Source organism: Chloroflexus sp. (genome assembly GCF_034431535.1).
Lineage (GTDB): Bacteria > Chloroflexota > Chloroflexia > Chloroflexales > Chloroflexaceae > Chloroflexus.
In genome coordinates this window covers 21,242-45,021 of the sequence record NZ_DAOUDC010000068.1, presented here as the reverse complement: position 1 = coordinate 45,021, position 23,780 = coordinate 21,242, and the positions used below count along the sequence as shown (strand labels likewise).

Sequence of the window (23,780 nt, the reverse complement as noted above, 5' to 3'; positions counted from 1 at the left end):
CATTCACGAAAACAAACAAAAAACGAGAGCATGCATCTACATACAATATTCACGTTCGTTTGCACAAATTTCTCTTTCTGCCTATACTACTCGCCAAGCAGTCTCTCAATCAAATATGGAGCCATCAATATTATGAGCCGTGGTATCGCGCTGCTCCTCGACTACGATAACGCCAGCCGCACAACCTTGGTGAACCGCTTGCACGAATGGCAATGGCCTGTGCTGGCAACAGCCGATGCCAGGCTAATGGCGCATTATCTTAACGATCAGCGGATTACTATCTGTATTGCTAATGCTGCTCTTTTTACCGATCTACCAAGCGATCTGAAAATATTTACAAATAAACTATCGCTACATCAGAAGATCGTGCTGGCTGGCGGCGATCCGTGGTTGCTGATGACCCTCAATGCCATTTGGCTAGCGTGCATGATCTGGTTGCCATATCCAGTGCCGCATGCGTTGCTGGAAGCGATCGTTCAACCTAAGCCCGTTTCTGACGATAGAGGTGCGCTGGCCGCTGACCATATCGAGGCTGATTCGCCATGCTTGTTCGCAATCGATCCTATCCAGCGCCGGCTCTATCTCGGCCAGCGCGAAGTGCGTTTGAGCAAGGATGAGTTGACGCTGTTGCAATACCTGTACGATGCGAATGGGCGTCTCTGCCGGTACGAAGAATTGGCGCGCCTCCTCTATCCGTCACACTATGACGAAGAGGAGGCGCGCCATCTGTTGCGGGGACGGATGTACTACCTGCAATCAAAGATCGAGCGTGATCCAAAGAATCCTGAGTATTTGGTCTGCGAACGCGGTATCGGTTATCAATTGCGCCTGCCGCGCCAGCAATCCGTTGCCAATCCGCAGCCCCAATTGCTAGCGTAAGCGCACCATCCGAACAATGCCGCCAGCAAGTCCGAACCCGATCGCTAGCCACACCAACCACAGTTCGCTGCCGGCAGCCGGCAGATTGGCGCTGCGAGCCGTGACCATCACCACGCTGAGATCGCTGCGGGGTGCGTTGCCGGTAATTACCGGAATGAGACCGTCGGTGGCGAAGAGCGTGTTCCCGCCCGACCGGATGTAGCCTTGGAGGGTGTACACCCGTCCGGCGTCGATTACCGCGGGGTTGTAGGTGAGATTAAAGCGGAATGGCGGCTGCGCGCCACTGGTGGCAAATGTCTGTTCGATAATCACCCGGCCCGCTGCGCCGCTCGCCGTCACTTCAGCGATCTGCAACGTCACAAGCGCATCAGCCGGCAACGCTATTCGCTCGCGGTAGGTGATCGTGCCGGTAAGGCTGGCAGTGCCTTGCGCGATGGTCAGGGTTGGCGCAATAAGCAACAATACCCCGATCAGAAGAACCATTGCCCGGCGATAGAACTGCATAATCTGCTCCGTGCTGCAACATCGGCAAGAGAAGATGGTATACTCAAGATTATAAACGATGTGAACGCGCAAAATCTGGCGCAGAGATGCAGGTGCGAACCTGTTGGGGCAGTGATGATCAGATGATGCCAATCTGTTGCCGGCTGCTCGTGCCGATGCGCCTTTGCGTGAAGTTTCGGAGTTCTTATGCCGCTCTATCTTGTAACGGTGGCGTCGCGCGCCGCCGCTTCGCCGCAGACGCTCTATTTGCTGGCGGGCAATGAATTGGTTCCGGCAGCGGTTTCGCTCGTGGTCGATCAGCTCTTGCACGATCCGATTGTGCAGCAGGCGCATTGGCAGGTCGTGGAGGCGAATCGGCCCTTGACCGATCCGTTTCTGCCGGCGACTGATGCACTGGTGTTGGAAGTGGCCTACCGGCCCGGCGTGACCGACAGCGAGGGCGAGAGTGCACTGGAAGGGGCGTGCCGGTTGGGGGTGCGCGGAATCGAGCATGCCCGCGCGTTGCGCCGCTATCTCTTGCCGCCTGAGACCGATCCGGCCCAAGCCGCTGCCGATTTGTCCATCGATGTGGTGCATACGACGATTGCCTACCATGCTGACCAGCCGAACACGACGCGCACGGCATTTTACACGATGCTGGTCGCCGATCCGGCCCCGGCTAAGCCGGTGGTGGCGACGGCGCCGTTGCGCGCGGCTGATGACGCCGAGTTGCTTGAGATTAGCCGGCGCGGGGTGCTGGCGCTCGATCTGGCCGAAATGCGGGCGATTCAGGCCTATTTCGCGGCGCAGGGGCGCGATCCAACTGATGGCGAACTTGAGACGATTGCCCAGACGTGGAGCGAGCATTGTTCGCATAAGACCTTCAAGGCCCGCGTGCAGTACGAGCAACCTCCCGAAGAGTTGCCGGCGAATGCGGCCTTACATCCCATGCTAGCCCGGCTGGCTACCGGCAAGACCGAGATTGATAGCCTGATCCGCACCTTCTTGATGCGGGCGACCGAGCAGGCGCTGGTCGGGCGCGATGATCGGTGGGTGTTGAGCGCGTTTGTGGATAATGCCGGCATTCTTGCCTTTGGTCACGATTACGAAGTGTCGTATAAGGTCGAAACGCACAACCATCCGAGTGCGCTGGAGCCGTTCGGCGGTGCGAATACTGGCGTCGGCGGCGTGATTCGCGATGTGCTGGGTGTGTCGGCCCGCCCGATCGCTAATATTGATGTGCTCTGTTTTGGCATGCCCGATGCGCCGCCGCCTCCCGGCGTGCTGCACCCGCGCCGGATCGCGAGCGGCGTGGTAGCCGGGGTGCGCGATTATGGCAATAAGCTCGGCATTCCAACCGTTGGCGGGGCGGTGCTGTTTGACCCCGGTTATACGGCGAATCCGCTGGTCTACTGCGGCACGGTCGGCATTGCTCCGCGTGGCATGCACCCGCGCAACGTGCGGCCCGGCGATATTATCGTGGTCATGGGCGGGCGCACCGGGCGCGACGGTATCCACGGCGCGACCTTTTCCAGCATTGAGTTGACCCATACCACTGCCAGCGAGGTGGGCAGCGCGGTGCAGATCGGTGACCCGATCACCCAAAAGAAGATGCTCGATGTGCTGTTGCAAGCCCGCGATGCCCAACTCTATTCAGCGATTACCGATTGTGGCGCCGGCGGCTTGTCGTCGGCGGTCGGCGAGATGGGCGCTGAGCTGGGGGCCGAGGTGCATCTCGAACATGTGCCATGCAAGTACGCCGGTTTGCAGCCATGGGAAATTTGGCTCTCAGAGGCGCAAGAGCGCATGGTGTTGGCGGTGCCGCCAGACCGGCTGGTGGCGCTGCTCACGCTCTGCACCGCCGAAGAGGTCGAAGCGACGCCGATTGGTCGCTTTACCGATGATGGCCGGTTGCGCGTGTACTATCACGATCTGGCGGTTGTCGATCTCGATATGGACTTTTTGCACGAGGGACGGCCTCAGCGCATCCTCAACGCCCGTTGGGAACCGTCGCCGGCGCTGGGCCAATCGCCGTCACTCGCTGGCGTGCAGCCGGAAGCGGCGTTGCTGGTGCTGCTGGCCCATCCCTCGATCGCCTCGAAAGAGCGGATTATCCGCACCTACGATCACGAAGTGGGTGGCGGCACGGTGATCAAGCCGCTGGTCGGCGCTAGTCTTGCTGGGCCATCTGATGCGGCAGTGATCAAACCGGTGCCGCATGATCCGGCTGGCTTGGCGCTCGGTTTTGGCATCTGCCCGCGCTATGGCCGCCACGACCCGTATTGGATGGCCTTGGCCGCGATCGATGAAGCGTTGCGCAATGTGGTGGCGGTTGGCGGCGACCCTGACCGCACCGCTATCCTCGATAACTTCTGCTGGGGTGATCCCAAGCGACCCGATCGTATGGCTGGGTTGGTGCGGTCCGCAGCCGCTTGCTACGATGGCGCAGTCGCCTTTGGCACCCCTTTCATCAGTGGCAAAGACTCGCTCAACAACGAGTATCGCGATGCAGATGGCAATCGGGTGGCGATCCCGCCCACCTTGCTGATTTCGGCCCTGAGCCACGTTCATGATATCGGCCAGTGTGTGACGATGGATCTCAAGCAGGCCGGCGATGTGATCTACCTGCTCGGTGCGACGCGGGCCGAGTTCGCCGGCAGCCATCTGGCGGCGGTTGGCGTGATCGAAGACGCTGGCGCGTTGCCCAAAGTCGATCTGGCAGCGGCGCGCGCTACCTTCCGCGCCCTCCATCGCGCCATTCGCGCCGGTTTGGTGCGCGCTTGCCATGACCTGAGCGAGGGTGGGTTGGCAGTGGCGGCAGCCGAGATGGCAATCGCCGGTGAGTTAGGGATGCACCTGACCCTCGATGGGATTGATCTTGACCCGATCACGCTGCTGTTTAGCGAAACGCCGAGCCGGTTCTTGATCGCGGTCGATCCGGCGCAGAGCGCCGTGTTCGATGCGATGCTAGCCGGCTTGCCACTGACGCGGTTGGGGGTGGTGACGGCAGCGCCGGAGGTGCAGGCGGTCTGGCGTGACCAGACCCTGATCAACCTGCCGGTGGCTCAGTTGCGCGCAGTGTGGCAACATGGGCTTGATGCGATTAGTGTGAAGGACGAGGAGCTATGAACGGGCAGGTTCCGCTCGATCGAGCCGCCTTCGCGGCTGAAATCGAGCGCCGGTTGGCGGCTGAGCCAACCGTTGATTTCCTTGGGCGCGAAGGCGACATCATGCAGGTGCGCGTTGCCAATCAACGGATGCGAGTCGACCTGACGAACTTCTACAATGCCTACACGCAAGCGCCTGAGCATCTTGAGCTGGTGTACAGCACCCTCTTGCGCGTGCTGCGCGAACAAACACCGGCGCGCGAGGCGCGCACCTTCGCCAAAGTGGCCGATCGGGTGATGCCGATGCTCAAACCGATCACGCTGCTCAACGCGGTGTTTGAGAAGAAATTGCCGATGCTGGCCTACCGGCCCTTTCTGGCCGATCTGATCATCGCGTATGTGATCGATGAACCGCAGAGCGTGGCTTACATCAACGAGCGCCATCTTGAGCGGTGGGGGATTGGCGAGCACCAGTTGCACGAGCGGGCATTAGCCAATTTAGCTGCCCGTACCCAAGAGCGAGCCCACTTTTTGATGACCGGCGAAGGGGCGCAACTGCTCATCATCGCCAACACCCAAGACGGTTACGATGCGACCCGCCTGCTCTTGCCTGATCTGCTGGCGAGCTGGCAGCCGCATTTTCCGGGCAAGATGATCATCGGCATTCCTGATCGCGATTTTCTGATTGCCTTTAGCGATGCCGACCAAGACATCTTGACCAGCGTCGCGCATCAGATCCAGCTTGATACCGCCCAACGCGAATACAGCCTGACCGATCAGCTCTTCACGATTGAAGACGGTCAGATTCGAGAGTACATCTGGGAATAGCAGCGCGCGCCATCGGGTGATGGCGCGCAAGGAGCGAGAACTCTGCTGGCGGTTGTTATCACCTTTCTGCTGTACGGCGCTGCCTTCTGGTTGTGGTGGCAGCAGCGCAATCCGCTCTACGTCTTTGCATTGGTAGCAGGTCAACTGAGCACCCTGCTCGATCCGTTTTGGCGGCTGCTGTACAGCATCCAAACGGTACTGTCGCTGACCTCGCTGGTAGCGGCGCTGACGACACCCTTCAATGTCACGGCCTCACTTCGCGCGGCATGGCCTGACACCTTGCCGGCGATGATCATTGTGGCGATCTACCTCTATCGCTGGTGGAACCCCAGCCTGTTGACCGGTCTCTTCACCTACGCCATCTTCATCAGCCTTCAATTATTGGTGGGCTTACTCGGTTTGCGCGACCCGGCGCCGCCGGCGCTGCTCGGCTCGTTATCCTTCGGTATTAGCGCCGAGTTTCTGGCAGCGCTGATGAGCGCCACGATCACGTATGGCCTCTGCTACGTCTTCATTACCGTACAGAATTACTCGTGGCCAAGCATGGCGGCAGCCATCTTGCCGATGCCGCTGATCTTTGGCGGGTTGGTCTACGGAGTGGCCGGTGCGCCGTTGCTCATCAGCCGGCTGTTGCCCGACGGCGAGTGGTCGGCGCGGGTCGGATTAGGGCTGACGCTGCTGCTGTTGGGGTGGTGTGTGGCGATTATCACGTCGGGGTTGAATCGCTTGAACCGAGTGGTGTAAGCGATACCCGGACGCGGAGACGAATGTCTGAGTCTGGAATGGGACAGAAGCACGCGAACGACGCTGACGATGGCAACACCACGCTTAACCCCCGAACTCCTGTTTGCCGCCTACCGGCAAGGCATCTTCCCGATGGCCGATGAGAACGGCGAGATCGGCTGGTACGAGCCGGTGCGGCGGGCGATCATTCCGCTTGATGAACGCTTTCACGTCCCGCGCCGGTTGGCGCGTACCGTGCGATCGGGGTTCTTTACCGTCACCTTTGACACGGCTTTTGATGCGGTCATCACCGCTTGCGCCGAACCGGCGCCGGGCCGGGAGACAACGTGGATTTCGCCGGAGATCATCCGGGCCTATAGTGAGTTGCACCGATTAGGCTATGCCCACAGCGTCGAGTGTTGGTGTGACGGCCAATTGGCCGGCGGCCTGTATGGGGTGGCGATAGGCGGTTTGTTTGCCGGCGAAAGCATGTTTCACCGTGTGCGCGACGCTAGCAAAGTGGCGTTGGTACATCTGGTCGAGCGGCTACGGCGGGGCGGATTTACGTTGCTCGACTCGCAGTTTGTGGTCGGGCCGCACATGTTGCAGTTCGGCACGATCGAGATCTCGCGGGTTGAATATCACCGGTTGTTGCGAGCGGCGTTGCGGGTGCCAGCGATCTGGTGATAAGAGGGGGCGGGGCGAGGTATGCCTCGCCCTGACCATAGCTGCTGGGGGAGCGGCGTGCGTCGCCCATGAGGGTGAGGCAGGTCTCGCCCTTACCGTTGTTTACGTTTACGTTCGCGGCGGGCTTCGCGACGGCCAGTGGTGGCTACCGGACGCGGCGCAGCCGGAGCAACGTCAGCCGGCATCTGGCGGGGTGCGGGCGCACGGGTGCGCGAGTTACGCACCAACTCGGGCAGCACATTACGCATGTAATAAAAGACATAACCGCCCAAGATCAGCTCAACCACAAACTGAATGTAAAACCAGAACCGCAGGTTAAAGGTTGGCGCATTGAGCATGCGTGCCACACCAAGCGCCACGCCAAAGCCACCCACAATCATCAGCGCAATCCCCAACTGGCGGAAAAAGGTTGCTTTGGCAACATTCCGCTCAGTGTGCAGCCAGATGAAGTAGGCGCCGCCCGCGACCAGCAGAATCTGCACAATAAAGAATGTCCACGCATACGAGCCAAAGGTAGGACTCACTGTCACGAAATAGTCGAAGAACCCCATAATGACAAGCCTCTCTCCACGGTCGCCGAGCGTCGGTACTGCTAGATTGTGGCGGCGATTATAGCAGCGCCGGGGATGCTCGTCAACCGTCCGGGTTGCCTTGCACAAAGTTCGCACCAGAAACGTGGCATCTTTTTCGCTAGACATATACAACAAAAGTATGTATAATGTGCAAAACGTCGCGTAATTTGTGAGGGAGTACACTATGCCCTACCGCATTCGTCGCCGGGCCCATGATCTGATCTGGGTGGTGCTGGAGGATCATCTACACTTGGCCGAAGCGGAACGGTACTATCAAGAAATGTGGCGATTGCTCGACCAGTGCCCAAAGCCGACAGATCTGCTGGTTGATGGGCGACGAATCTCTAGCGCTGATTGGGGAGCGCGCCAGCGCACCGAAGCCATTGCGCGCCATAAGCATTTAGGCCGGATTGCCTTTATTGTTTCCGAACATCATTTGCTGTTGTTTGCGCCATTGGTACGCTTTGTCAGTGGCGTTGGCCTCTTTGGCACCGAACAAGAGGCGCTGCGCTATCTCGGTACAGTGATGGAATATGGAGATTGACGGTTTTGCTGTTCATCTTTGTTGCAAAACCTGTGCATAATTGCACGGGTTTTGTTCGTTTTCTGTTCAGATTGTTATTTTTTGTACGATCTTGCATAATATACTTAGGTTATTATCGCTGACGACAGGAGCAATGGTGCTATGAGCCAGCCGACAGAATTTGTGATGGTGCTGGGGATGCAGCGGTACAGTCAGGATTTCTTCCGCCGCGCCGAAGCTGAGGTGCGCAAAGAGGTGCCTGACTTCCGCTTGCATATTTTCGAAGATCGTGATGTCACCGCGCGCCCGGCTGAAGTCGAGGCGGCAATTGCCCGTTGCCAGTGCCTCATCCTTTCACTGATTACCTTGAACGAGACGGCGGAGGTGTTGATCCCGATGGTCGAACGCCACGATCCGCCGGTGGTCTTCTCGTTTGAAGGGTTGCCTGAGGTGATGCGGCTGAATAAGGTTGGGTCGTATAACCTCAAAGGTGGCAAGGGCATGCCTAAGCCGGTGCAAAATGTGGCCCGACTGTTGGTTGGCGGACGCGAGGAAGACGCGCTCTACGGCTACGTCAAATTGCAAAAAATCACCTCAAAACTGATCAATTTCTTGCCCGGCAAGCGCCTCAACGATTTTCGCAATTGGACGAATGTCAATAATTATTGGAATCATCGCAGCATTGCCAACGCGGCCAATATGTTTAAGCTCATCATGCGCGAGTATAGCGGGATGAGCCATCTGCGGGTTGACCCGGTGGTCGAGATGCCGAATATGGGTTTTGCCCATCCTGATGCGCCAAAGTTGTTCGCTAATCCCCACGAGTACGAGCGGTGGGAAAAGGAACGCAACCGTGCGCGCAAAGGGGTGCCGGCCCCGCTCGGAACGGTGGCGGTGCTGTCGTTCCGTGCCCATATCCTGTCGGGGGCTGATTACCATAACAAAATTGTGCAGACGCTCGAAGCCGCCGGCTTGCGGGTGCTGCCGATCTTCGTGATGGGGATCGAGAGCCATATCGTGGTGCGCGAGTGGCTCAGCCACATGAAGGTCGATCTGGTGATTAACACGATGGGCTTTCCGTTGGTCGGCGGCCCGGCTGGTTCGACCAAGGCCGGCTTGACGGTTGATGTCGCCCGCGAGTTGCTCAGCAAGCTCGATGTGCCGTATATCGTCGCCCAACCGCTGTTTGTGCAAGACGAAGACGATTGGCGCGAGCGCGGCGTCGGCCCACTGCAAAGCACCTTCCTCTACAGCCTGCCCGAAATGGATGGCGCGATCGCGCCGGTGGTGTTGGGCGGGATGCGTGGCAGCACGATCACGGCGGTGCAAGACCGGCTTGAGCGGCTGGCCCGGATTGCCCGCGGCTTCGTCCGTTTGCGCAAGAAGGCGAACCGCGATAAGAAGGTGGCGATTATCGTCTATAACTATCCTCCCGGCCAAGGCAAGGTGGCGACGGCGGCCCTGCTCGATGTGCCGGCGAGCCTGATCGCGATCCTCGACCGGCTGGCTGCCGAAGGCTATCAGGTGGGGCGCTATCCGCGCGATCCCGAAACCTTTGCCCGCTGCCTTGAAGGGTTGGTGGGTGATCAGCCGTTGCCTCCCGGCCACCCGCCAGTGGTGATAGGGGTGAGCGCCGATCTGCAAGATTTCTACCGCTGGTTGCGGCCCGCTGATCAAGAGCGAATCAATGCCCGTTGGGGCGCCTTCCCCGGCGATATTGCCCCGCTGGGGCGTAATAAGGTGCGCTTGGCCGGCGCCCAGATTGGCAATATCTTTATCGGCGTACAGCCGGTAATCGGCATGCCCGGCGACCCGATGCGGCTGCTGTTCGATAAGGAAAATACGCCGCACCACCAGTATGCGCTCTTCTACCGCTACCTCAGCGAGAGCTTCGGCGCCGATGCGATTATCCACCTCGGTATGCACGGCACCGCCGAGTGGATGCCCGGCTTGCAACTGGGCCTGACCGATCGCTGCTGGCCCGATATTCTGCTTGGCGAAGTGCCCAATTTCTACGTTTACCCGATCAATAACCCCGCCGAAGCCAATATCGCCAAGCGGCGCGGCTATAGCACGATTATCGGCCACGCCATTCCGCCATACGGACGGGCCGGTCTTTACCGCGAGTTGCAGGCCCTGCAAGACCTGCTGGCCGAGTATCGCGAGCGCCCGGCTTCGGTCGCCGACGATGACCAAAGCCCGGAGGCGGTGGCGATTATGCAGAAGATCGCGCTGCTCAACCTTGACAACGATCTGGTACGTCAGCCCAACGAGCCGTTCAGCCGCTTTGCGTCGCGGGCATACGCCTATCTGCGCGATCTAGCGGCGACGATGATTACCGACCGCTTGCACGTGCTGGGCAGCGCCCCGCCGCCCGAAGAGCAACTGACCCTGATCGTCGAGACGCTCAAGGTGCCGCGCGGCGAGTTGCCCGGTCTAGCCGATCTGTTCCTCGCAGCACGGCGCGCCACCGTGCGCTACGGCGATGTGTTGGCGCGGGCGCGGCAGGGTGATGCCGAAGCCTTGGCCCTGCGCGACGAGATTGAGGAGCGGTGTACCGATTTCGTCCGCCAGACCGTCTTTGGGCATCTGTCGCCCGAACAGGCTGCGCACCGGTTTGGCTTGCCTACCGGCAACGAGGTGCAGGGACTGATCCAGCACGGGCGGGCATTGCTGGCAGCGTTACGCGATAATACGCAAGAACTCGACTATCTCGTCCGTGGCTTGGCCGGACGCTATATTCCGGCAGCTCCTGGCGGTGACATTATCCGCGACGGAGTGACGGTATTACCCACCGGACGTAATATCCATAGCCTCGATCCCTTCCGTGTCCCATCGGATAGCGCCTACGAACGCGGAGTGCGGATCGCTGAGGCGTTGATTGCGGCGCATCGGGCTGAAACCGGTCAATACCCGGAGACGATTGCGCAGGTGTTGTGGGGGCTTGACGCGATCAAGACCAAAGGTGAATCGATTGGCATTGTCCTCGGTCTGATCGGTGCTCGCCCGATCAAAGATGGGCAAGGCAAGGTAGGTCGCTACGCGCTCATCCCGCTAGCCGAGCTAGGGCGCCCGCGCGTGGATGTGTTGATGACTGCCTCCGGTATTTTCCGCGACATCTTCGCCGGTACGATGGATATGCTCGATCGATTGGTACGAGAAGCGGCGGCAGCCGATGAGCCGGTTGAGATGAACTACATCCGCAAGCACGTGCAAGAGATAATGGCTGCCGGCAAGAGCTTTGATCAGGCGACGGCTCGTATCTTCACGCAGGCAGCCGGTACCTACGGGACCGATGTCGATGAGGCGATTGAGGGCAGTGCGTGGGAGAAGCGTGAAGAGCTAGAGGAGCTGTTCATCAAGCGTAACGCATATGCCTTTGGCGGTCGTCAGCATGGTGAAGCGCAACCTGAAGTCTTGCGTGCCCTCCTCGGCACAGTCAGTCGTGTCGCCCAAGAGATTGACAGTGTAGAGTATGGCTTAACCGACATGCAACACTACTATGGCTATTCGGGGGCGCTGAAAGCGGCAGCCGAGCGAGCCACCGGTCAGCGCGTGCCACTCAACTTCGTCGAGAGCTTTACTGCCGAAACCAAGCTGCAAACGCTTGAGCAGACGTTGCGGGTGGAGTATCGTACCAAGTTCCTTAACCCGAAGTGGTACGAAGGGATGTTGCGCCACGGCCACAACGGTGCCGCCGAGATTGCCAGCCGCTTTACCTACATGCTCGGCTGGAGTGCCACAACTGACGCGGTCGACAAGTGGGTGTACGATGAAGCGGCGAAGACCTTCGTGCTCGACGATGCAATGCGCACGCGGATCGAGCAGCTCAATCCGGCGGCAGCCCGTAATATGGTGGGGCGTTTGCTCGAAGCCAACGCGCGTGGGATCTGGCAAACCGATGAGGAGACCCTGGAGCGGTTGCGCGAGTTGCATGCCGATCTCGAAGACCGCCTCGAGGGAGTGGCATAACGTTAGACGAGAGTAGACCAATGGGTACGGTAGCGGTACGGCGTCCTGTACCGCTACCGTTGTTCTTTGTTGTGACGAGATGCTCGCTTCGCTTGCCGGTACTGTCTGAACCGCGGTAACTTGTTCGGTATTTCCCTCTTGACAATAGCGCGTGATTGTCGTATCCTTCAAATAGTTTGATAGTACAAACTATTTGAAGGAACTAACTATGTTTCATATCCTCGATCCACCCTATACCCCAGAACGGGTGGCGGAACTCTTTAATCTCGTGCATAGCGAGCTGATGGGGCAAAGCATGGATACCCTCTTGCAATTTTTGCAGCGCACCAATCTCTCGATGCCGCGTCTCGTCTCGCTGATGCATATTCAACGCCAACAGAAAGCCACGATCTCATCACTGAGTGAACATCTCAATCTCACCTTAGCTACGACCAGCCAGATGATCGATCAGCTCGTACAAGAAGGATTAGTGGAACGATATGAAGCACCGCACGACCGTCGGCAGAAACTGGTTTCGCTCACACCACTGGGTGAAGCAGTAGCAGCCGAAGCTCGTCAGATCCGCTTGAACGAGGCGAGTCGTCATCTCAGTCGCTTACCACCAGACGTGCTCGAGCAGTTGGGGCAAGCGCTCAGTGCGGCTTGCCGTGAGTGGCAGCTCGTGCCAAAGCCATAACGGACGGTAACGGCAGTCTTCGTTTTCTGCTGCGCCGCTCTGGCCAGAGCGGCGCCCGACCTTCGTTTGTCTGAAAACAGGCACATTCTAGGGCGTACAGAGGAAACACATCGTATGACTACCACAACATCACCGGCTTCCACGACGGTAACACGAATCGATTACGCAGTCACTCTCGATCAGCGCAGCAAGCTGATCATCTTGGTCGGTGTCTTGCTCGGTCTGTTCCTTTCGGCACTTGATCAGACCATTGTCTCAACGGCGCTACCCAGCATTGTCGCCGATTTGCAGGGGATTGACCTAATCGGCTGGATTTCAACTAGTTATCTGCTCGCCTCAACGGCCATGGTGCCGATCTACGGTAAACTGTCAGACATCTACGGACGCAAATATGTTCTGTTGTTTGGGATCGTGGTCTTCTTGCTTGGCTCACTGTTGTGCGGGCTGGCCGGTAACATGACCCAACTGATCTTCTATCGCGGTCTCCAAGGCTTTGGCGCCGCAGCCCTAACCTCGACCGCATTCGCCATTCCCGCCGACCTCTTCGCACCGGCGGAACGGGCGCGCTATATGGGTCTCTTCGGTGCCGTGTTTGCGCTCTCAAGCGTCCTCGGCCCGTTCATCGGTGGGCTGCTGACCGACAACCTGAGCTGGCACTGGGTCTTTTTCGTCAACTTGCCCTTGGGCGTTATTGCGCTCGGCTTTATTATCGCCAAGTTGCCACGGTTGCACAGTGGTCTCAAACCGGCGATTGACTATGCCGGTGCAGTGATGCTGTTGATCACTGTGGTTCCCTTCTTGCTGGCTTTAACTCTCGACAAGACCGATTACCCATGGGCTTCGCCGCTCGTTCTCGGTTTGTTGGCGATCAGTATCGTCGGTTTGATCTTCTTCATTCTGATCGAACAACGTGCCGAATCGCCGATCCTGCCGCTCCATCTCTTCCGTATTCCGACCTTCACCCTCACCGCGCTGATCGGTATGACTGTGGGTGCTACGCTGTTTTCGGCCATCTTTTTCCTATCACTATATATGGTGAACGTCTTGGGCGTCAGTGCGACTGCTGCCGGTACCACGCTCTTGCCGCTTACCATGAGTATGGTCGTAGGCTCACTGGTCTCCTCACAGATCGTCCAGCGCACCGGTCGCTACAAACCGGTCATTGTGGTCGGTTTCATAATCATGAGCGGTGCTCTGTGGTGGTTAACGACCCTAACACCCGACGCCTCGGTGTGGATGGTGCGGCTGCGGATGGTGATCTTGGGTCTAGGCTTAAGCCCGTCCTTGCCGATGCTTAATCTGGCCATGCAGAATGCGGTACCGCGCGCCGACATGGGCGCGGCAACGGCGAGTCGGCAATTCTTCCAGCAGCTCGGCCAGGTGGTCGGTTCGGCGGTCTTTGGTGCGCTACTTACCGGCGTACTGACAACAACCCTCACCGCGAATCTGGCTCCGATTCAGGCTCAGTTGCCGCCGGAAATGGCTGCCCGCTTCGACAGCAGCACGCTGCGCAACGGTATGGGCACCGGTGAGGGGGCAAGTGGCGAAACGGTTGATCCGGCGGCGCGGATCGAGCAGGCGATTGCCGAGCAGTTTGCGTCGCGCCGTGATTTGCTGACCCGCGCCTTACGTGATGCCGATCCGGCTGCGATTGCAGCATTGCGTGCCGATCCACAAATACCCGATCAGCAGAAGGCGATGCTGGATATGATCGGAAACTTGCCGGCAACTGCCCGCGCGCAGGCGCTCGACCGGGTATTGGCCCAACTCGACCAAGCTGAGCAGACGGCCCGTGCCAAGGGGCGCGCCATCGGCGAGCAGATTGGCGCGGCGCTCAAAGATGCCTTTACCAAGAGCGTGACGACGATCTACTGGTACGCGCTCTGGCTGGCGGTGATCGGCTTGGTGCTGGCGCTGTTCATTCCTGAACTGCCGCTCCAGCGCAGCTACGGCCAAGACTTGCCGCCAATGATGGAATGAGGAGGCGCAAAGGGTGCCAAGGCGCATGTAGAGCCGGACGGCTGTCCGGCTCCCAAAGACGCAAAGGGAATTGTTGGGGGAAGATGACCTTTCCGGGGTTGTTATTGCGAGTCGAGCGGATCGCGGCGAAGCAATCTCCCCCAAGAGCGGGAAAGATGCACTCAGGCATGTGGTTCGCTAAAGAAGGAGATTGCTTCGGACGCGGTGCGCCCTCGCAATGACAGCAGGCCGCCACCCCTGCGTCCTTTGCGGTAAACGGCTAGCCCCAACCCCGTGCCCCTCCCCCGCTGGGGGAGGGATGACCCTCACCCCTGTCCCCTCTCCCGCCGGCGCGGGAGAGGGGCGCTGCTGGGTTCCGCTCAAGCGGTGGCTGTCACGCATACAAGGCTACTCCCCCGCTCCCGTCGCACGGTGGGAGCGGGGGTTGGGGGCAAGGCCGCGCCGCGGGTGTTGTCATCCGTGCCAGATAGGGCCGGGCATGGTCTACTCAATCTCCTCAGCTCAGAACCGGCGGCGATGGCGGCGCAAACCCCGGCTGCACCGTCGCCAGAGCAGTGTGACCGGCGGCATGCAGAGGCGATAGACGCTTGACATGCGATAACCGGCCATCGCGCAGCAAGCGCTCGTGGGCCGTGGCCCAGCTTGGCGGTTCGGGCGAGGCTTGCTCCCAGCGCGCGACCGCCGCCTCACTGCACAGCTCGGCCAGTAACCGCATCGCCAAACGATGCGCCCCGCCATTGCGATACCCCTTCATCGCCGTCGCATCGCGCTAGACCGTCTTTGTCCAGACGACATTACCCCACTCGAAACGGGTGGCGATGTGAACGCAGCGCGTGCCAGACAAAGAGTGGCATGAGGAAGACTGAACGGACGCGCAGGCGGGTAATCGAGACGAGGTGCATAGGAGCGGTTCCTTTCTGGGTTAACAGTGTTTATTTATGATGTAAATATACAACGTTAATTTATTCTTGTCGAGCGGCTATTCCCATCATCGGCCAAGTCAGGTATAATACGCAAAAGATCCGCACGATATGGCAACGAGGTGTCACGTGGCGACTCCACGCTCTCGTCATGGTCGCGGCCAAAAGCGCAGTTCTGCGTTGACGGTGCAGCGGCGGTTGTGGCTGATCAGCCGGTTTGTACGCGGCCCGGCGACTCCCGCTGAGCTGATCGCAGACGCGCGCCGCACTTTCGATTCCAGCATCTATCCCCCTAACGCGCTAGTTGCGCTTCGCCACGATTTCAACACGCTCCGCAACGAATTTCTCTGCACGATCGAACGCCAACCTGACGGACGCTACGCGCTGACCGATTTTGGCCGGCTCACCTTGCTCAATCTGCCTGACGAAGAGCTAGAGGCGCTTGCGTTTCTCACAGCGCTGTTCAGCGAGAGCAACTGGCCCAACGGCCCGCAGCTGCGGTCTCTGCTCGATCATGTCATTGCGCTGCTGCCGCCGGAACGGCGGTCATATCTCAGCCAGCAGCAAGAAGTGGAATTCGACTTGCCCCAAAGCAGCGCGACCGTCGACCAACAATTGTTAGCTCGCCTCCAGCGCAATCTCCGCCGCCATGCCCTGCGCTTTCTCTACCGCTCGACCTTTAGCCAAGAACCAGAAGCGCACCGGGTAGCGCCGGTGCGGCTCTTTATGCGCGATGGCCATACCTACCTCGAAGCCTACTGCTACAGTTCACCCCATCAAGCGACGGTGGGACGCTATATTCCCTACCGGGTTGACCGGATCATCCCCGATTCGTTGCACGTCGAGCGGCGAGTGTTGCCACCCGAATTGCCGCCGCGCAAGGTGTGGTCGTTGCGCTACTGGCTCTCGCCGCAAGTGGCGCGCAACCGTGACGTGGCGCTCTGGTTTCCCAACAGTACGGTGACGTATCACTCCGACGGCAGCGCCGAGATCGCGGCCCAAACCAGCGATTTGTGGCAAGCCGAGCAGATTCTGCTTCGCTACCGCGAACATTGCCGCGTGCTCGAACCGGATGAGCTGGTGGCGATGATCCGGCAGACGGTCGAACGGATGCGCGCGGTGTATGCCGAGTAAGGAAAAGGATGGCGTGCGGCAGGCTAGCTGCCGCACGTAGAGATGCGATTATCGCCAAAGCAAGGTGAGATAGAGCAGCGCGATAGCGGCGATACTCACAATGATGAGGCCATTGATGAACCATTGTGGCGCCGGCTGCGGTTGCGAGCGCTCATCGCGCACTTCCTCAAGCTCGGCCTGCAATGCCGCCAACTTCACCTGCCGGTTGGCCGGAAACGGATCGAGCATCGTTGCAATCAGATGCTGGATAGCCGGAGGTAACTGCTCGCCGTCTAGCAGCTCGTGCAACACCCACCCCAACGCGAAGAAGTCGCTCCGTTCATCGATCGGCCTGCCGGCCAACTGTTCAGGCGGGGTATAGATGGGCCGGCCAATCCCTTGCACGTCCGGCACCAGTTGGTAGCAGTAGCGGCTCAGGCCGAAATCGATCAGCGCCACCTCGCCGTGCAATCCCACCATAATGTTTTGCGGATGCAGATCGCCGTGAACAATCCCGTGCATGTGCAAGATACGCAGCACCCAGCAGAGATTGATCGCGATGGTGAGCGCGTCGTGTGGATGACCGGCGGCAAGGATGGAAGCCAGCGTCTGGCCGGGAATGTAGCTCTGGACATAGAAATCTTCGTAATGGTCACAGTCCGCCGTGATGAACCGCGGGAAGTAGTGCCATTTATTGTCGACTGCTGCCGGCAATGCGCGCACAATGTCGATCTCGCGCCGGAAGGCGCGGGCAGCGTTGGCGCGCGACATGCATGCTGCGACTGGTTGGAGCAAGCCGCTTGATCACCACCAATTGCGCATTCGCTTCATCGTAAGCCAGATCGATAATGCTGTGAGCCGTGCGGGCCAGCCGGTGAACTACCTGAAAGCGATCGGCCACCACCTCGTTGCATGGCACCCCTATCATCACGACACCTCCAACAGGTTGCGGAGAGTACTAAATGATGTCAAGCCGTCGAGGACGATCGTTTCATCGCCATATTCGATCACCAGCGTGCCGATGTCGAACCAGTGACCAATCGGATTAGGCGGGAAGTAATGTCCACGGATATAGATCCGTTCGATAACGCGGCGTGAACCGAACGGATAGCCGTCATCGATGATGATCCGGTCGCAGGTGATCACAATGTGGAACTGGCGTTCTTGGATCACCAGCACGATGATGCCTAGCAGAGCAGCCGTACTCGCTACGGCGAAGCCAAGAGCGATCGAGACATACCCGACGGTGAACGTTTGCCACGCTAATCCGGCAAGGATGCCGTAGAGAGCCGCGAAGCCGAGATACTGCTGCAAGCGCCGCAGCGGATGTCGACGGAACGGGGTCGGGGGAGACTGGTGAATGATCGCCATCGTATCCTCCTTCGCCGAGTGGCGCGAGCCGGTTCGCGCTGGCGAACCGATCTGGGTGCCGATGTTCCGCTTGGTGCCTGCCTATGACAACGAGTGACAACGAGTGCGGCCAATCACCTCCTTTTTTTACTCTTTTTTACTCTTTTTAACGGGTACGTTTGTTGTATGCTGCGATAGAGATTTGTTATGATGATTATACGTAATCAGATGATTACATCGCATCCATCAGAAGACTCATGGTTACACCGGATATGATCGTCGAATGGATCATGCTCTGCCACATGAAGAAATGCGTCGATGAGCAATCATTTGGCAACGAAAAAACGGCGCAGCCGGCTGCGCCGTCTTTCGGCATCGTTACTGGCTCTCGGCTTAGATCGGTTCGGGTGAAAAGCTGCTGCCCATTTTTAAGATGCCGAGATCATAGGCGCGCGCAATGGCGTGAACCCGGTTGGTCACTTGCAATTTATCACAGATGTTTTGCACATCCCGTTTAATTGTGCCAGCGCTACAACTCAACTCTTTCATCACCTCTTCGATTAGAGCGCCGCGCGCCATCAGGCGAAGCACCTGTTTTTCGCGTTCAGTGAGTGGGGCCGTGATGGTATGCCGGGTATGCGCCTGCCGGACTTTCCGTAACACCTCTTCAAGCAAGCGCTCGAGTTGGTCAGAATCATTGAAAACCTCTTTTGAGACTGCTATGTCAGCGCCTTTGCGCTGAGCCTGTTCGATCCACTCGGGATAGGCTGTCATGGCAATGACTGCCACCTGCGGCGTTTGGCGTTTGATCTGTTCGATCGCATGAATGCCGGTCCATCGGTCGCCGTACCACGAGATATCCATCATGATGATATCTGGTTGGAGCCTGCTTGCCATGCTGATCGTTTCTTGCGGGGTGTGCGCTTCACCAACACAGTGAATGTTAGGAATATAGGCGAGCACCTTTTTCAGCCCTTCGCGAAAGAGGGTTAAATCATCGGCAATAACGACTCTGATGCGGGTGTCCATGCCTGCTCCTCCTTGATCTGGCCGGTGACCTGCACAATGACGCCGCCGGTGGGACGCGGTTGGACAATTGCCCGTCCGCCGATCCGTTCTGCCCATTGTTGAATCGTGGTTAAGCCATACGCACCCCACTGGCGCAGGCTTTCCATACTCTCTGCCATACCGCGACCGTTATCTTCGATCGTGAGCGTAAATCCAGTCTCCGTTTGGGTGTACGTGATCCACACTGCGCCATCTGGCTTAAGGTGGATTTCAGCGTGTTTAGCGATGTTGGCGAGCGCTTCTTGGCAAATGCGGAAGAGGGCGTAAGCCGTTTTCGGAGGCAGGTTTACGTTGGTCAAGGGATCGAAGGAGATCGGGACATCTTTGAGCACCGATCCTCTGAGTAAATTGATATAATCATTGACCATCCGGTCAAATGGCTGCTCAAGATCGGTACGTCCACGGAGATCGTCTTGAATATAGCGCAATTGTTGGTAGAGAAACTTTGCTGCTTGGTTCGTTTGCAGTAACTGCGGGGTTATCGAAGCCACCGGCTCAGCTCGTTCGAGTTGTCTGATCATCGTATTGAGTGAGAAGATAATTGTTCCTTGGACAAAATTAAGCAAATCATGGACATCGAGACCTAAACTCTCGCGGGTTGTCCGGCGGATATTGACAATATTCACGCCGTTTAAGATTTGTTTGCCAAACAATTCCAATAAATCATGCGCCGGCTGCGGGAAACCTGTGCCATAATCAGGTTCGTGATTTTCAAAGATTAATACGCCAACCACCATCTGGCGTTGGTCGCGGATCGGGCCGGCGAGCAAGGAACGACCGCGCGCGGTGGGCAAATGCGTAAGCTCATCGCCGGCAATACCATGTTCGGCATACCATGCTAGCAACGCATCACCAGTGAGGGCGATGATCTGATTGTGTTCTGCAATAGTTGCCGCCAATCGTCCATAGGCTTCATTGTCGAAGTAACTATCGCGCTGCGAGGACACCGCTAGCTCAAACTCATAATCCGGTGATCGGCGTAGGAAGATGGCACAGTGCTCGCATGCGAACAGGTTCGACCCGAGCTGGGCATACGACGCAATGAGTTTGCGCTCGTCATGAATGCTCATTAACGCCGTGCCGCTCTCAAGCAACACCCATAACTGTTTTTGTTGCTGTTGGAGCTTTTCCACTAGCCGCGCGTTGTCGATCGCCGAAGCGGCGGCACTGGCAAGCAGTGTGCTCAGCTCTACATCACCTTCACGGTAGAAGGAGGGTATATGGCTGTCGAGCGCGATCATCCCGATGCATTGGCCGCGATAGATCAGCGGTGTATAGAGGATGCTGCGAATATTCACTGTCTGATACCGTTCCGCTTCTTGCCTAAAGTGGGGGCAGGTTTGGGTGACATCAGCCTCAACCAGCGGTTGTTGCGCGCGCAACACACGGGTGTTGGGAAACCGCTCATCGTGAAGGTCGAACGACAAGGAACAGACCGCATTCCGATCAGCAAAGCCGCTGCATTCGACAATTTGCAAATAGTGACCGTAGAGCAACTGAATCGAAGCGCTATCGTAGCCAATCAAGTTGTGGTAAGCCTTGAGGATATGCTGATAGACGCCGGTGATACCTTCGCTCAAGTCGCTCATCTGTTGAATATGCTTGCGCAGATGTTCAGCCTGTTCGTTCCGCCAGTCCACGGTTGCTGCCAACTGGGCATGGGTCGCCAGTGCCTCGAACCGCCGGTGTTCCTCGGTCGTAAATGCGCGTGGCTCATCGTAATCAAGGGTGAGAATACCAATAATGCCGAGGTAGCCGATCAGCGGCGCGACCATCAGCGCGCCAATGGGTGGTTGACGATGAATAAAATCGGGGTCGTGGGCGGTATCCGTGACAAACTGCATTTACCCTTCACGCAGTGCGCGCGCATTAATGCCGGCGAGCGGGCTCGGTGGCGCGCCATAATCAAAGCCGCGCCGGTGGCGGGCCGCGATTAATTGTAAGGTCTGGCTCGCCCGATCAAGCCGCCGGATTTCACATTTGCTCGCGGCGGGAAACGCCTTCAGCGCTTCTTCAACGATCGTAGTAAAGACGGCTTGGCCGCGCGTGCTGGCGTCGTAGATGCGGTAGAACCGTTCCGTCTCTTCAAGCTGTCGTTGCCGGGCAAGGTACAATTCCCGATACTCGATTGCATGCGCTAGCCGTTCACAAATGATGGTCAAATCAATTTCATCTAGGCGCTGAAACCCCTCGCTGTGCAATTGGTCGTGCTCGTTCAGCCGGTTGACTAACCGCAACACGCCGATAATCCGCCGGCGTCCATTGAGCGGCGCCACTAAGAGGTGTTTCACCTGCTGGCTGAGGAGCGCCTGTTTGTACGCCTCGAAATATTTGGGATGCACGACCGGGTGTTCGGTAAAATTATCGATGACTACTGGTGCGACGTCGAGGTTATTGACGACGACGGTACGCCCAAATGGCGCCCCTCCTGAACCGGGCAACGCCAACCCGGTAATCCCTTGGCCCGATTCGTAATCCTCATCGAACGGCAATGGCGGGCCACTGATGATGTCACGTGTCAGCCGCCCATCCTTGAACCAAAAGATCGCCGCTGATTCCGCCCTAAAACCCTTACGTACCGAGTCAAGCAGTTGGCGAAGGGCGCTGATGTACCCTTGCTGATCCCCTTCAACAATGGCATTGAGCAATTGTTCGTACAAATCAAGCCGGATCTTGCGCGGCGGATTGAGAAACAGCAAGAGATGCTCGCCATCAGCGACCTGCTGCGACTCGACATTGAATGTTATTTTGCGCCCGCCGGGGACTTGCATCGTGTATGGTTGCGGATATGACTGGGGTTTTTGGCAGGCCGTGCAATTCGCATGCAAGCAGACCAAATACTCGTAGCAGGTCATCTTGGGCGTCCATGGGCCAAATTGCTGTTCAAGCGCATGATTGACAAACACGAGCCGGCGATGTTGATCGACCACGTAGATCCCGGCTTGGTATCGATCAAGGATTTGGGCTAATTCGGTCTGTTGATTAGCAAAAGCGTCCGGATGCACCGAGGTGCGGCGCAAAACATACAACAATAGTAAGCCAAAGATCGTGATGGTTGGCGCGATCGCGATTTCGAGCAGACTATCAGCATGAACGCTGCCTACCGCAGTGGCCGCGCTAATCGAGATCCCAACGATGACACTGCCCCATAGGTTATTGAGAAAGCGCATCGCGCTAACAATGGGGATGAGGTAAAGTACCCAAAAGGTATTAGACGCTGTCCCAAACTGCAAAATAGCCGAGCTGATCAAGATGACTTCGATCAGGTTTTGCAGGAACTTCGCTGGCGGTTTGTGCCATTGTTCGGGTTGAAATGTCCCCCAGACCGCTGTAAAGATCTGAAAACAAGCCATCACACCGATAATGAGCCAGCCTGTCTTCAGGTTTGGCTCCGGTATGTTTGGCGCTTTGAGCCATGCCCACATAATGAGCAATCCCAAACCGCCGACCCGCAAGCACCAAATCAAGAACAACGCACCGCGTTCTTGGCCGAACCATGCCCCCTGATTTGTCGCCACCGCCAGTTAAGATTGAGGCGCATGTCGCGGCTCAACTGCGCCCTCTGAACTTCAGGATCAAGCGGCATGGTTGACCATCCTTTACCGCTGGTCTTTCGCCGTGAATACATGTATCGTACCAGCCACGGTGGTCGCATGGGAAGGTGCAAATTGTTCGATTCGTTCAGCAATCGATGATCCGTTTGGCTCATCGCACATGCTTTCGACGCTAATGCGGTATACTTGCACCTAAATGCCGAACTCGTTTGCGATGTACGTGTTGCGCTATTCTTACCCGCTGTTGTGTGTGAGAAGCCACTGACGCCCTCGCCCGGCTGGGAGACATGCGGGGATCATCGTTCTTGGTTACGAACCCTCTTGTCACGGAAAGTCAATGGTTATGGCTGAACCTGAACTGACGCTGCCGGCGCTGAACGTGTTACGAATTCGGGTCACGTTGCGGCCGGCGGCGCCAGCGCGGTTGCCACCGTTTAAAGGCGCATTATTTCGTGGCGGGTTGGGCTATGCGCTGCAACGGATTGCGTGACCGCAACAGTGTTGGGGCCGGTCGAACGCCTGCCCGGCGGCGCTAGCGCATTGCGTCTATCGTGATCTGTTTGAGCCGGCGGTGCCGCCGAACAGCGAGTTTTTGCACGATCTGTGCGATGCGCCGCGCCCGTTCGTGATCGAGCCGCCGCTCGACCAGCGTCGTATCTACGCTGTCGGCGATCTGCTCGAAACGAATATAATATGCTGCTGTTTGGGTGCGGGATCGAGTTTCTGCCCTTTGTGGCGCTAGCGTTCGCCGATTTCGCCCGCACCGGTCTGGGCCACTACCAAACTACAGCGCGCCTCGAACGGATCGAGGCGTTGCCGTATGGCCAGTTGCTGGGGGTGACGATCTATCGCGTGGCGATGCTGATCTGGCCCTAGGCGAGTTGCCGGTCTTTAACCTCTCGGAACTGACGCCAATCGCGCAACGCTTACCCGCCGATCTCCGACTCGCGCTCCGCACGCCGCTGCGGATCAAGACGCGCGGCGAACTCATGCAGAAACCGGAGATTCCGGCGATCATGCAGACGACTGCATAGCGCTTGCAGGCGCTCAATCGCTTGTACATCCATGTGCCGTGGGAGGTTGATTACCGGCCAGCGATCGCTGCTGCGCAGCAGGTAACGGTTGAAGATGACACCACGCGCTGGGTGGATTGGGAACGAACAAGCACCCATCCCAGCAAGCGGCAGTCGATGGTGTTGGGCGGGTTGGTCGGCGCAGCGACGTTGCGCAATGTGCCGCCGGTGGTGCGGTCGTTCTTGTTGGCGGCAAGTGTAGTGCATGCCGGCAAATCGTGCGTGTTTGGCCACGGTTGGATCGAGGTGCGTCCACTGCGGTGAAGCGTGGG

Annotated in this window: 23 protein-coding genes; 14 read left to right on the top strand and 9 right to left on the bottom strand. The window is 58.1% G+C overall.

Annotated elements, in window-relative coordinates; genetic code table 11:
* Positions 1-132 precede the first annotated feature (132 nt).
* On the top strand, positions 133-879 hold the full coding sequence (locus tag U9R61_RS16335) for a winged helix-turn-helix domain-containing protein (protein ID WP_322489874.1): 747 nt from the start codon (positions 133-135) through the stop codon (positions 877-879).
* Here U9R61_RS16335 and U9R61_RS16330 read toward each other — a convergent pair.
* On the bottom strand, positions 871-1,383 hold the full coding sequence (locus U9R61_RS16330; protein WP_322489873.1) for a YbaY family lipoprotein: 513 nt from the start codon (positions 1,381-1,383) through the stop codon (positions 871-873). The two genes, U9R61_RS16335 and U9R61_RS16330, sit on opposite strands and share 9 nt — an antisense overlap.
* 186 nt (positions 1,384-1,569) lie before the next feature.
* Here U9R61_RS16330 and purL point away from each other — a divergent pair, with 186 nt between their 5' ends.
* From purL to aat, 4 genes are all read left to right on the top strand, one after another.
* Positions 1,570-4,491, top strand: coding sequence for a phosphoribosylformylglycinamidine synthase subunit PurL (gene purL / locus U9R61_RS16325; protein ID WP_322489872.1), 2,922 nt, complete (start codon positions 1,570-1,572; stop codon positions 4,489-4,491).
* Positions 4,488-5,297: a DUF1444 family protein gene (locus U9R61_RS16320; protein WP_322489871.1), complete on the top strand. Its 810-nt coding sequence runs from the start codon at positions 4,488-4,490 to the stop codon at positions 5,295-5,297. Before purL ends, U9R61_RS16320 begins: the two co-directional genes overlap by 4 nt.
* A gap of 90 nt (positions 5,298-5,387) precedes the next feature.
* Positions 5,388-6,041 (top strand): hypothetical protein, encoded by a 654-nt coding sequence (locus tag U9R61_RS16315; RefSeq protein ID WP_322489870.1) that lies wholly within the window; start codon positions 5,388-5,390, stop codon positions 6,039-6,041.
* Positions 6,042-6,110: 69 nt separating this feature from the next.
* On the top strand, positions 6,111-6,707 hold the full coding sequence (gene aat, locus U9R61_RS16310) for a leucyl/phenylalanyl-tRNA--protein transferase (RefSeq protein WP_322489869.1): 597 nt from the start codon (positions 6,111-6,113) through the stop codon (positions 6,705-6,707).
* A 92-nt stretch (positions 6,708-6,799) separates the two neighbouring features.
* Here aat and U9R61_RS16305 read toward each other — a convergent pair whose 3' ends face one another.
* Positions 6,800-7,258, bottom strand: coding sequence for a hypothetical protein (locus U9R61_RS16305; RefSeq protein WP_322489868.1), 459 nt, complete (start codon positions 7,256-7,258; stop codon positions 6,800-6,802).
* Positions 7,259-7,463: 205 nt separating this feature from the next.
* On the opposite strand from U9R61_RS16305, the gene U9R61_RS16300 reads away from it, so the two are divergent.
* The 4 genes from U9R61_RS16300 (at position 7,464) to U9R61_RS16285 (ending at position 14,430) form a co-directional block, all read left to right on the top strand.
* Positions 7,464-7,823, top strand: coding sequence for an STAS/SEC14 domain-containing protein (locus U9R61_RS16300; RefSeq protein ID WP_298405341.1), 360 nt, complete (start codon positions 7,464-7,466; stop codon positions 7,821-7,823).
* A gap of 141 nt (positions 7,824-7,964) precedes the next feature.
* Positions 7,965-11,774 (top strand): magnesium chelatase subunit H, encoded by a 3,810-nt coding sequence (bchH, locus tag U9R61_RS16295; RefSeq protein ID WP_322489867.1) that lies wholly within the window; start codon positions 7,965-7,967, stop codon positions 11,772-11,774.
* Positions 11,775-11,982: 208 nt separating this feature from the next.
* Positions 11,983-12,450, top strand: a complete 468-nt coding sequence (locus U9R61_RS16290; protein WP_322489866.1) for a MarR family winged helix-turn-helix transcriptional regulator — start codon at positions 11,983-11,985, stop codon at positions 12,448-12,450.
* Between the two features lie 114 nt (positions 12,451-12,564).
* Entirely contained in the window at positions 12,565-14,430 is a 1,866-nt protein-coding gene (locus U9R61_RS16285; RefSeq protein WP_322489865.1) for an MDR family MFS transporter, read from the top strand.
* A 496-nt stretch (positions 14,431-14,926) separates the two neighbouring features.
* Here U9R61_RS16285 and U9R61_RS16280 read toward each other — a convergent pair whose 3' ends face one another.
* Positions 14,927-15,184 (bottom strand): hypothetical protein, encoded by a 258-nt coding sequence (locus U9R61_RS16280; protein ID WP_322489864.1) that lies wholly within the window; start codon positions 15,182-15,184, stop codon positions 14,927-14,929.
* A 295-nt stretch (positions 15,185-15,479) separates the two neighbouring features.
* On the opposite strand from U9R61_RS16280, the gene U9R61_RS16275 reads away from it, so the two are divergent.
* Positions 15,480-16,484, top strand: coding sequence for a WYL domain-containing protein (locus U9R61_RS16275; protein ID WP_322489863.1), 1,005 nt, complete (start codon positions 15,480-15,482; stop codon positions 16,482-16,484).
* Positions 16,485-16,532: 48 nt separating this feature from the next.
* Here U9R61_RS16275 and U9R61_RS16270 read toward each other — a convergent pair whose 3' ends face one another.
* The 6 genes from U9R61_RS16270 to U9R61_RS16245 all read right to left on the bottom strand — a co-directional run bounded on the left by U9R61_RS16270 (position 16,533) and on the right by U9R61_RS16245 (position 22,399).
* Entirely contained in the window at positions 16,533-17,234 is a 702-nt protein-coding gene (locus U9R61_RS16270; protein WP_322489862.1) for a serine/threonine protein kinase, read from the bottom strand.
* Complete coding sequence (locus U9R61_RS16265; RefSeq protein WP_322489861.1) at positions 17,155-17,391, bottom strand: hypothetical protein; 237 nt, start codon at positions 17,389-17,391, stop codon at positions 17,155-17,157. Before U9R61_RS16265 ends, U9R61_RS16270 begins: the two co-directional genes overlap by 80 nt.
* On the bottom strand, positions 17,391-17,834 hold the full coding sequence (locus U9R61_RS16260; RefSeq protein ID WP_322489860.1) for a PH domain-containing protein: 444 nt from the start codon (positions 17,832-17,834) through the stop codon (positions 17,391-17,393). The genes U9R61_RS16265 and U9R61_RS16260 overlap by 1 nt, the downstream gene beginning before the upstream one ends.
* Before the next feature lie 372 nt (positions 17,835-18,206).
* Entirely contained in the window at positions 18,207-18,842 is a 636-nt protein-coding gene (locus U9R61_RS16255) for a response regulator transcription factor (protein WP_322489859.1), read from the bottom strand.
* Positions 18,803-20,725 (bottom strand): GAF domain-containing sensor histidine kinase, encoded by a 1,923-nt coding sequence (locus tag U9R61_RS16250; protein WP_322489858.1) that lies wholly within the window; start codon positions 20,723-20,725, stop codon positions 18,803-18,805. The genes U9R61_RS16255 and U9R61_RS16250 overlap by 40 nt, the downstream gene beginning before the upstream one ends.
* The gene (locus U9R61_RS16245) at positions 20,726-22,399 is read right to left on the bottom strand and encodes a GAF domain-containing protein (RefSeq protein WP_322489857.1); all 1,674 of its coding nucleotides are present in this window, start codon (positions 22,397-22,399) and stop codon (positions 20,726-20,728) included.
* A gap of 379 nt (positions 22,400-22,778) precedes the next feature.
* Here U9R61_RS16245 and U9R61_RS16240 point away from each other — a divergent pair, with 379 nt between their 5' ends.
* The 4 genes from U9R61_RS16240 (at position 22,779) to cas6 (ending at position 23,772) form a co-directional block, all read left to right on the top strand.
* Positions 22,779-22,925: a hypothetical protein gene (locus U9R61_RS16240; RefSeq protein WP_322489856.1), complete on the top strand. Its 147-nt coding sequence runs from the start codon at positions 22,779-22,781 to the stop codon at positions 22,923-22,925.
* Positions 22,926-23,128: 203 nt separating this feature from the next.
* On the top strand, positions 23,129-23,311 hold the full coding sequence (locus U9R61_RS16235; RefSeq protein WP_322489855.1) for a hypothetical protein: 183 nt from the start codon (positions 23,129-23,131) through the stop codon (positions 23,309-23,311).
* A gap of 5 nt (positions 23,312-23,316) precedes the next feature.
* Complete coding sequence (locus U9R61_RS16230; protein ID WP_322489854.1) at positions 23,317-23,469, top strand: hypothetical protein; 153 nt, start codon at positions 23,317-23,319, stop codon at positions 23,467-23,469.
* A 21-nt stretch (positions 23,470-23,490) separates the two neighbouring features.
* Positions 23,491-23,772, top strand: coding sequence for a CRISPR system precrRNA processing endoribonuclease RAMP protein Cas6 (gene cas6 / locus U9R61_RS16225; RefSeq protein ID WP_322489853.1), 282 nt, complete (start codon positions 23,491-23,493; stop codon positions 23,770-23,772).
* Positions 23,773-23,780 lie beyond the last annotated feature (8 nt).

Excerpts from the sequence above, each read along its gene's own strand:
- U9R61_RS16335 (WP_322489874.1), top strand. The coding sequence starts at position 133 with ATGAGCCGTGGTATCGCGCTGCTCCTCGACTACGATAACGCCAGCCGC.
- U9R61_RS16330 (WP_322489873.1), bottom strand. The coding sequence starts at position 1,383 with ATGCAGTTCTATCGCCGGGCAATGGTTCTTCTGATCGGGGTATTGTTG.
- purL (WP_322489872.1), top strand. The coding sequence starts at position 1,570 with ATGCCGCTCTATCTTGTAACGGTGGCGTCGCGCGCCGCCGCTTCGCCG.
- U9R61_RS16320 (WP_322489871.1), top strand. The coding sequence starts at position 4,488 with ATGAACGGGCAGGTTCCGCTCGATCGAGCCGCCTTCGCGGCTGAAATC.
- aat (WP_322489869.1), top strand. The coding sequence starts at position 6,111 with ATGGCAACACCACGCTTAACCCCCGAACTCCTGTTTGCCGCCTACCGG.
- U9R61_RS16305 (WP_322489868.1), bottom strand. The coding sequence starts at position 7,258 with ATGGGGTTCTTCGACTATTTCGTGACAGTGAGTCCTACCTTTGGCTCG.
- U9R61_RS16300 (WP_298405341.1), top strand. The coding sequence starts at position 7,464 with ATGCCCTACCGCATTCGTCGCCGGGCCCATGATCTGATCTGGGTGGTG.
- bchH (WP_322489867.1), top strand. The coding sequence starts at position 7,965 with ATGAGCCAGCCGACAGAATTTGTGATGGTGCTGGGGATGCAGCGGTAC.
- U9R61_RS16290 (WP_322489866.1), top strand. The coding sequence starts at position 11,983 with ATGTTTCATATCCTCGATCCACCCTATACCCCAGAACGGGTGGCGGAA.
- U9R61_RS16285 (WP_322489865.1), top strand. The coding sequence starts at position 12,565 with ATGACTACCACAACATCACCGGCTTCCACGACGGTAACACGAATCGAT.
- U9R61_RS16280 (WP_322489864.1), bottom strand. The coding sequence starts at position 15,184 with ATGAAGGGGTATCGCAATGGCGGGGCGCATCGTTTGGCGATGCGGTTA.
- U9R61_RS16270 (WP_322489862.1), bottom strand. The coding sequence starts at position 17,234 with ATGTCGCGCGCCAACGCTGCCCGCGCCTTCCGGCGCGAGATCGACATT.
- U9R61_RS16265 (WP_322489861.1), bottom strand. The coding sequence starts at position 17,391 with ATGATAGGGGTGCCATGCAACGAGGTGGTGGCCGATCGCTTTCAGGTA.
- U9R61_RS16260 (WP_322489860.1), bottom strand. The coding sequence starts at position 17,834 with ATGGCGATCATTCACCAGTCTCCCCCGACCCCGTTCCGTCGACATCCG.
- U9R61_RS16255 (WP_322489859.1), bottom strand. The coding sequence starts at position 18,842 with ATGGACACCCGCATCAGAGTCGTTATTGCCGATGATTTAACCCTCTTT.
- U9R61_RS16250 (WP_322489858.1), bottom strand. The coding sequence starts at position 20,725 with ATGCAGTTTGTCACGGATACCGCCCACGACCCCGATTTTATTCATCGT.
- U9R61_RS16240 (WP_322489856.1), top strand. The coding sequence starts at position 22,779 with ATGGCTGAACCTGAACTGACGCTGCCGGCGCTGAACGTGTTACGAATT.
- U9R61_RS16235 (WP_322489855.1), top strand. The coding sequence starts at position 23,129 with ATGCTGCTGTTTGGGTGCGGGATCGAGTTTCTGCCCTTTGTGGCGCTA.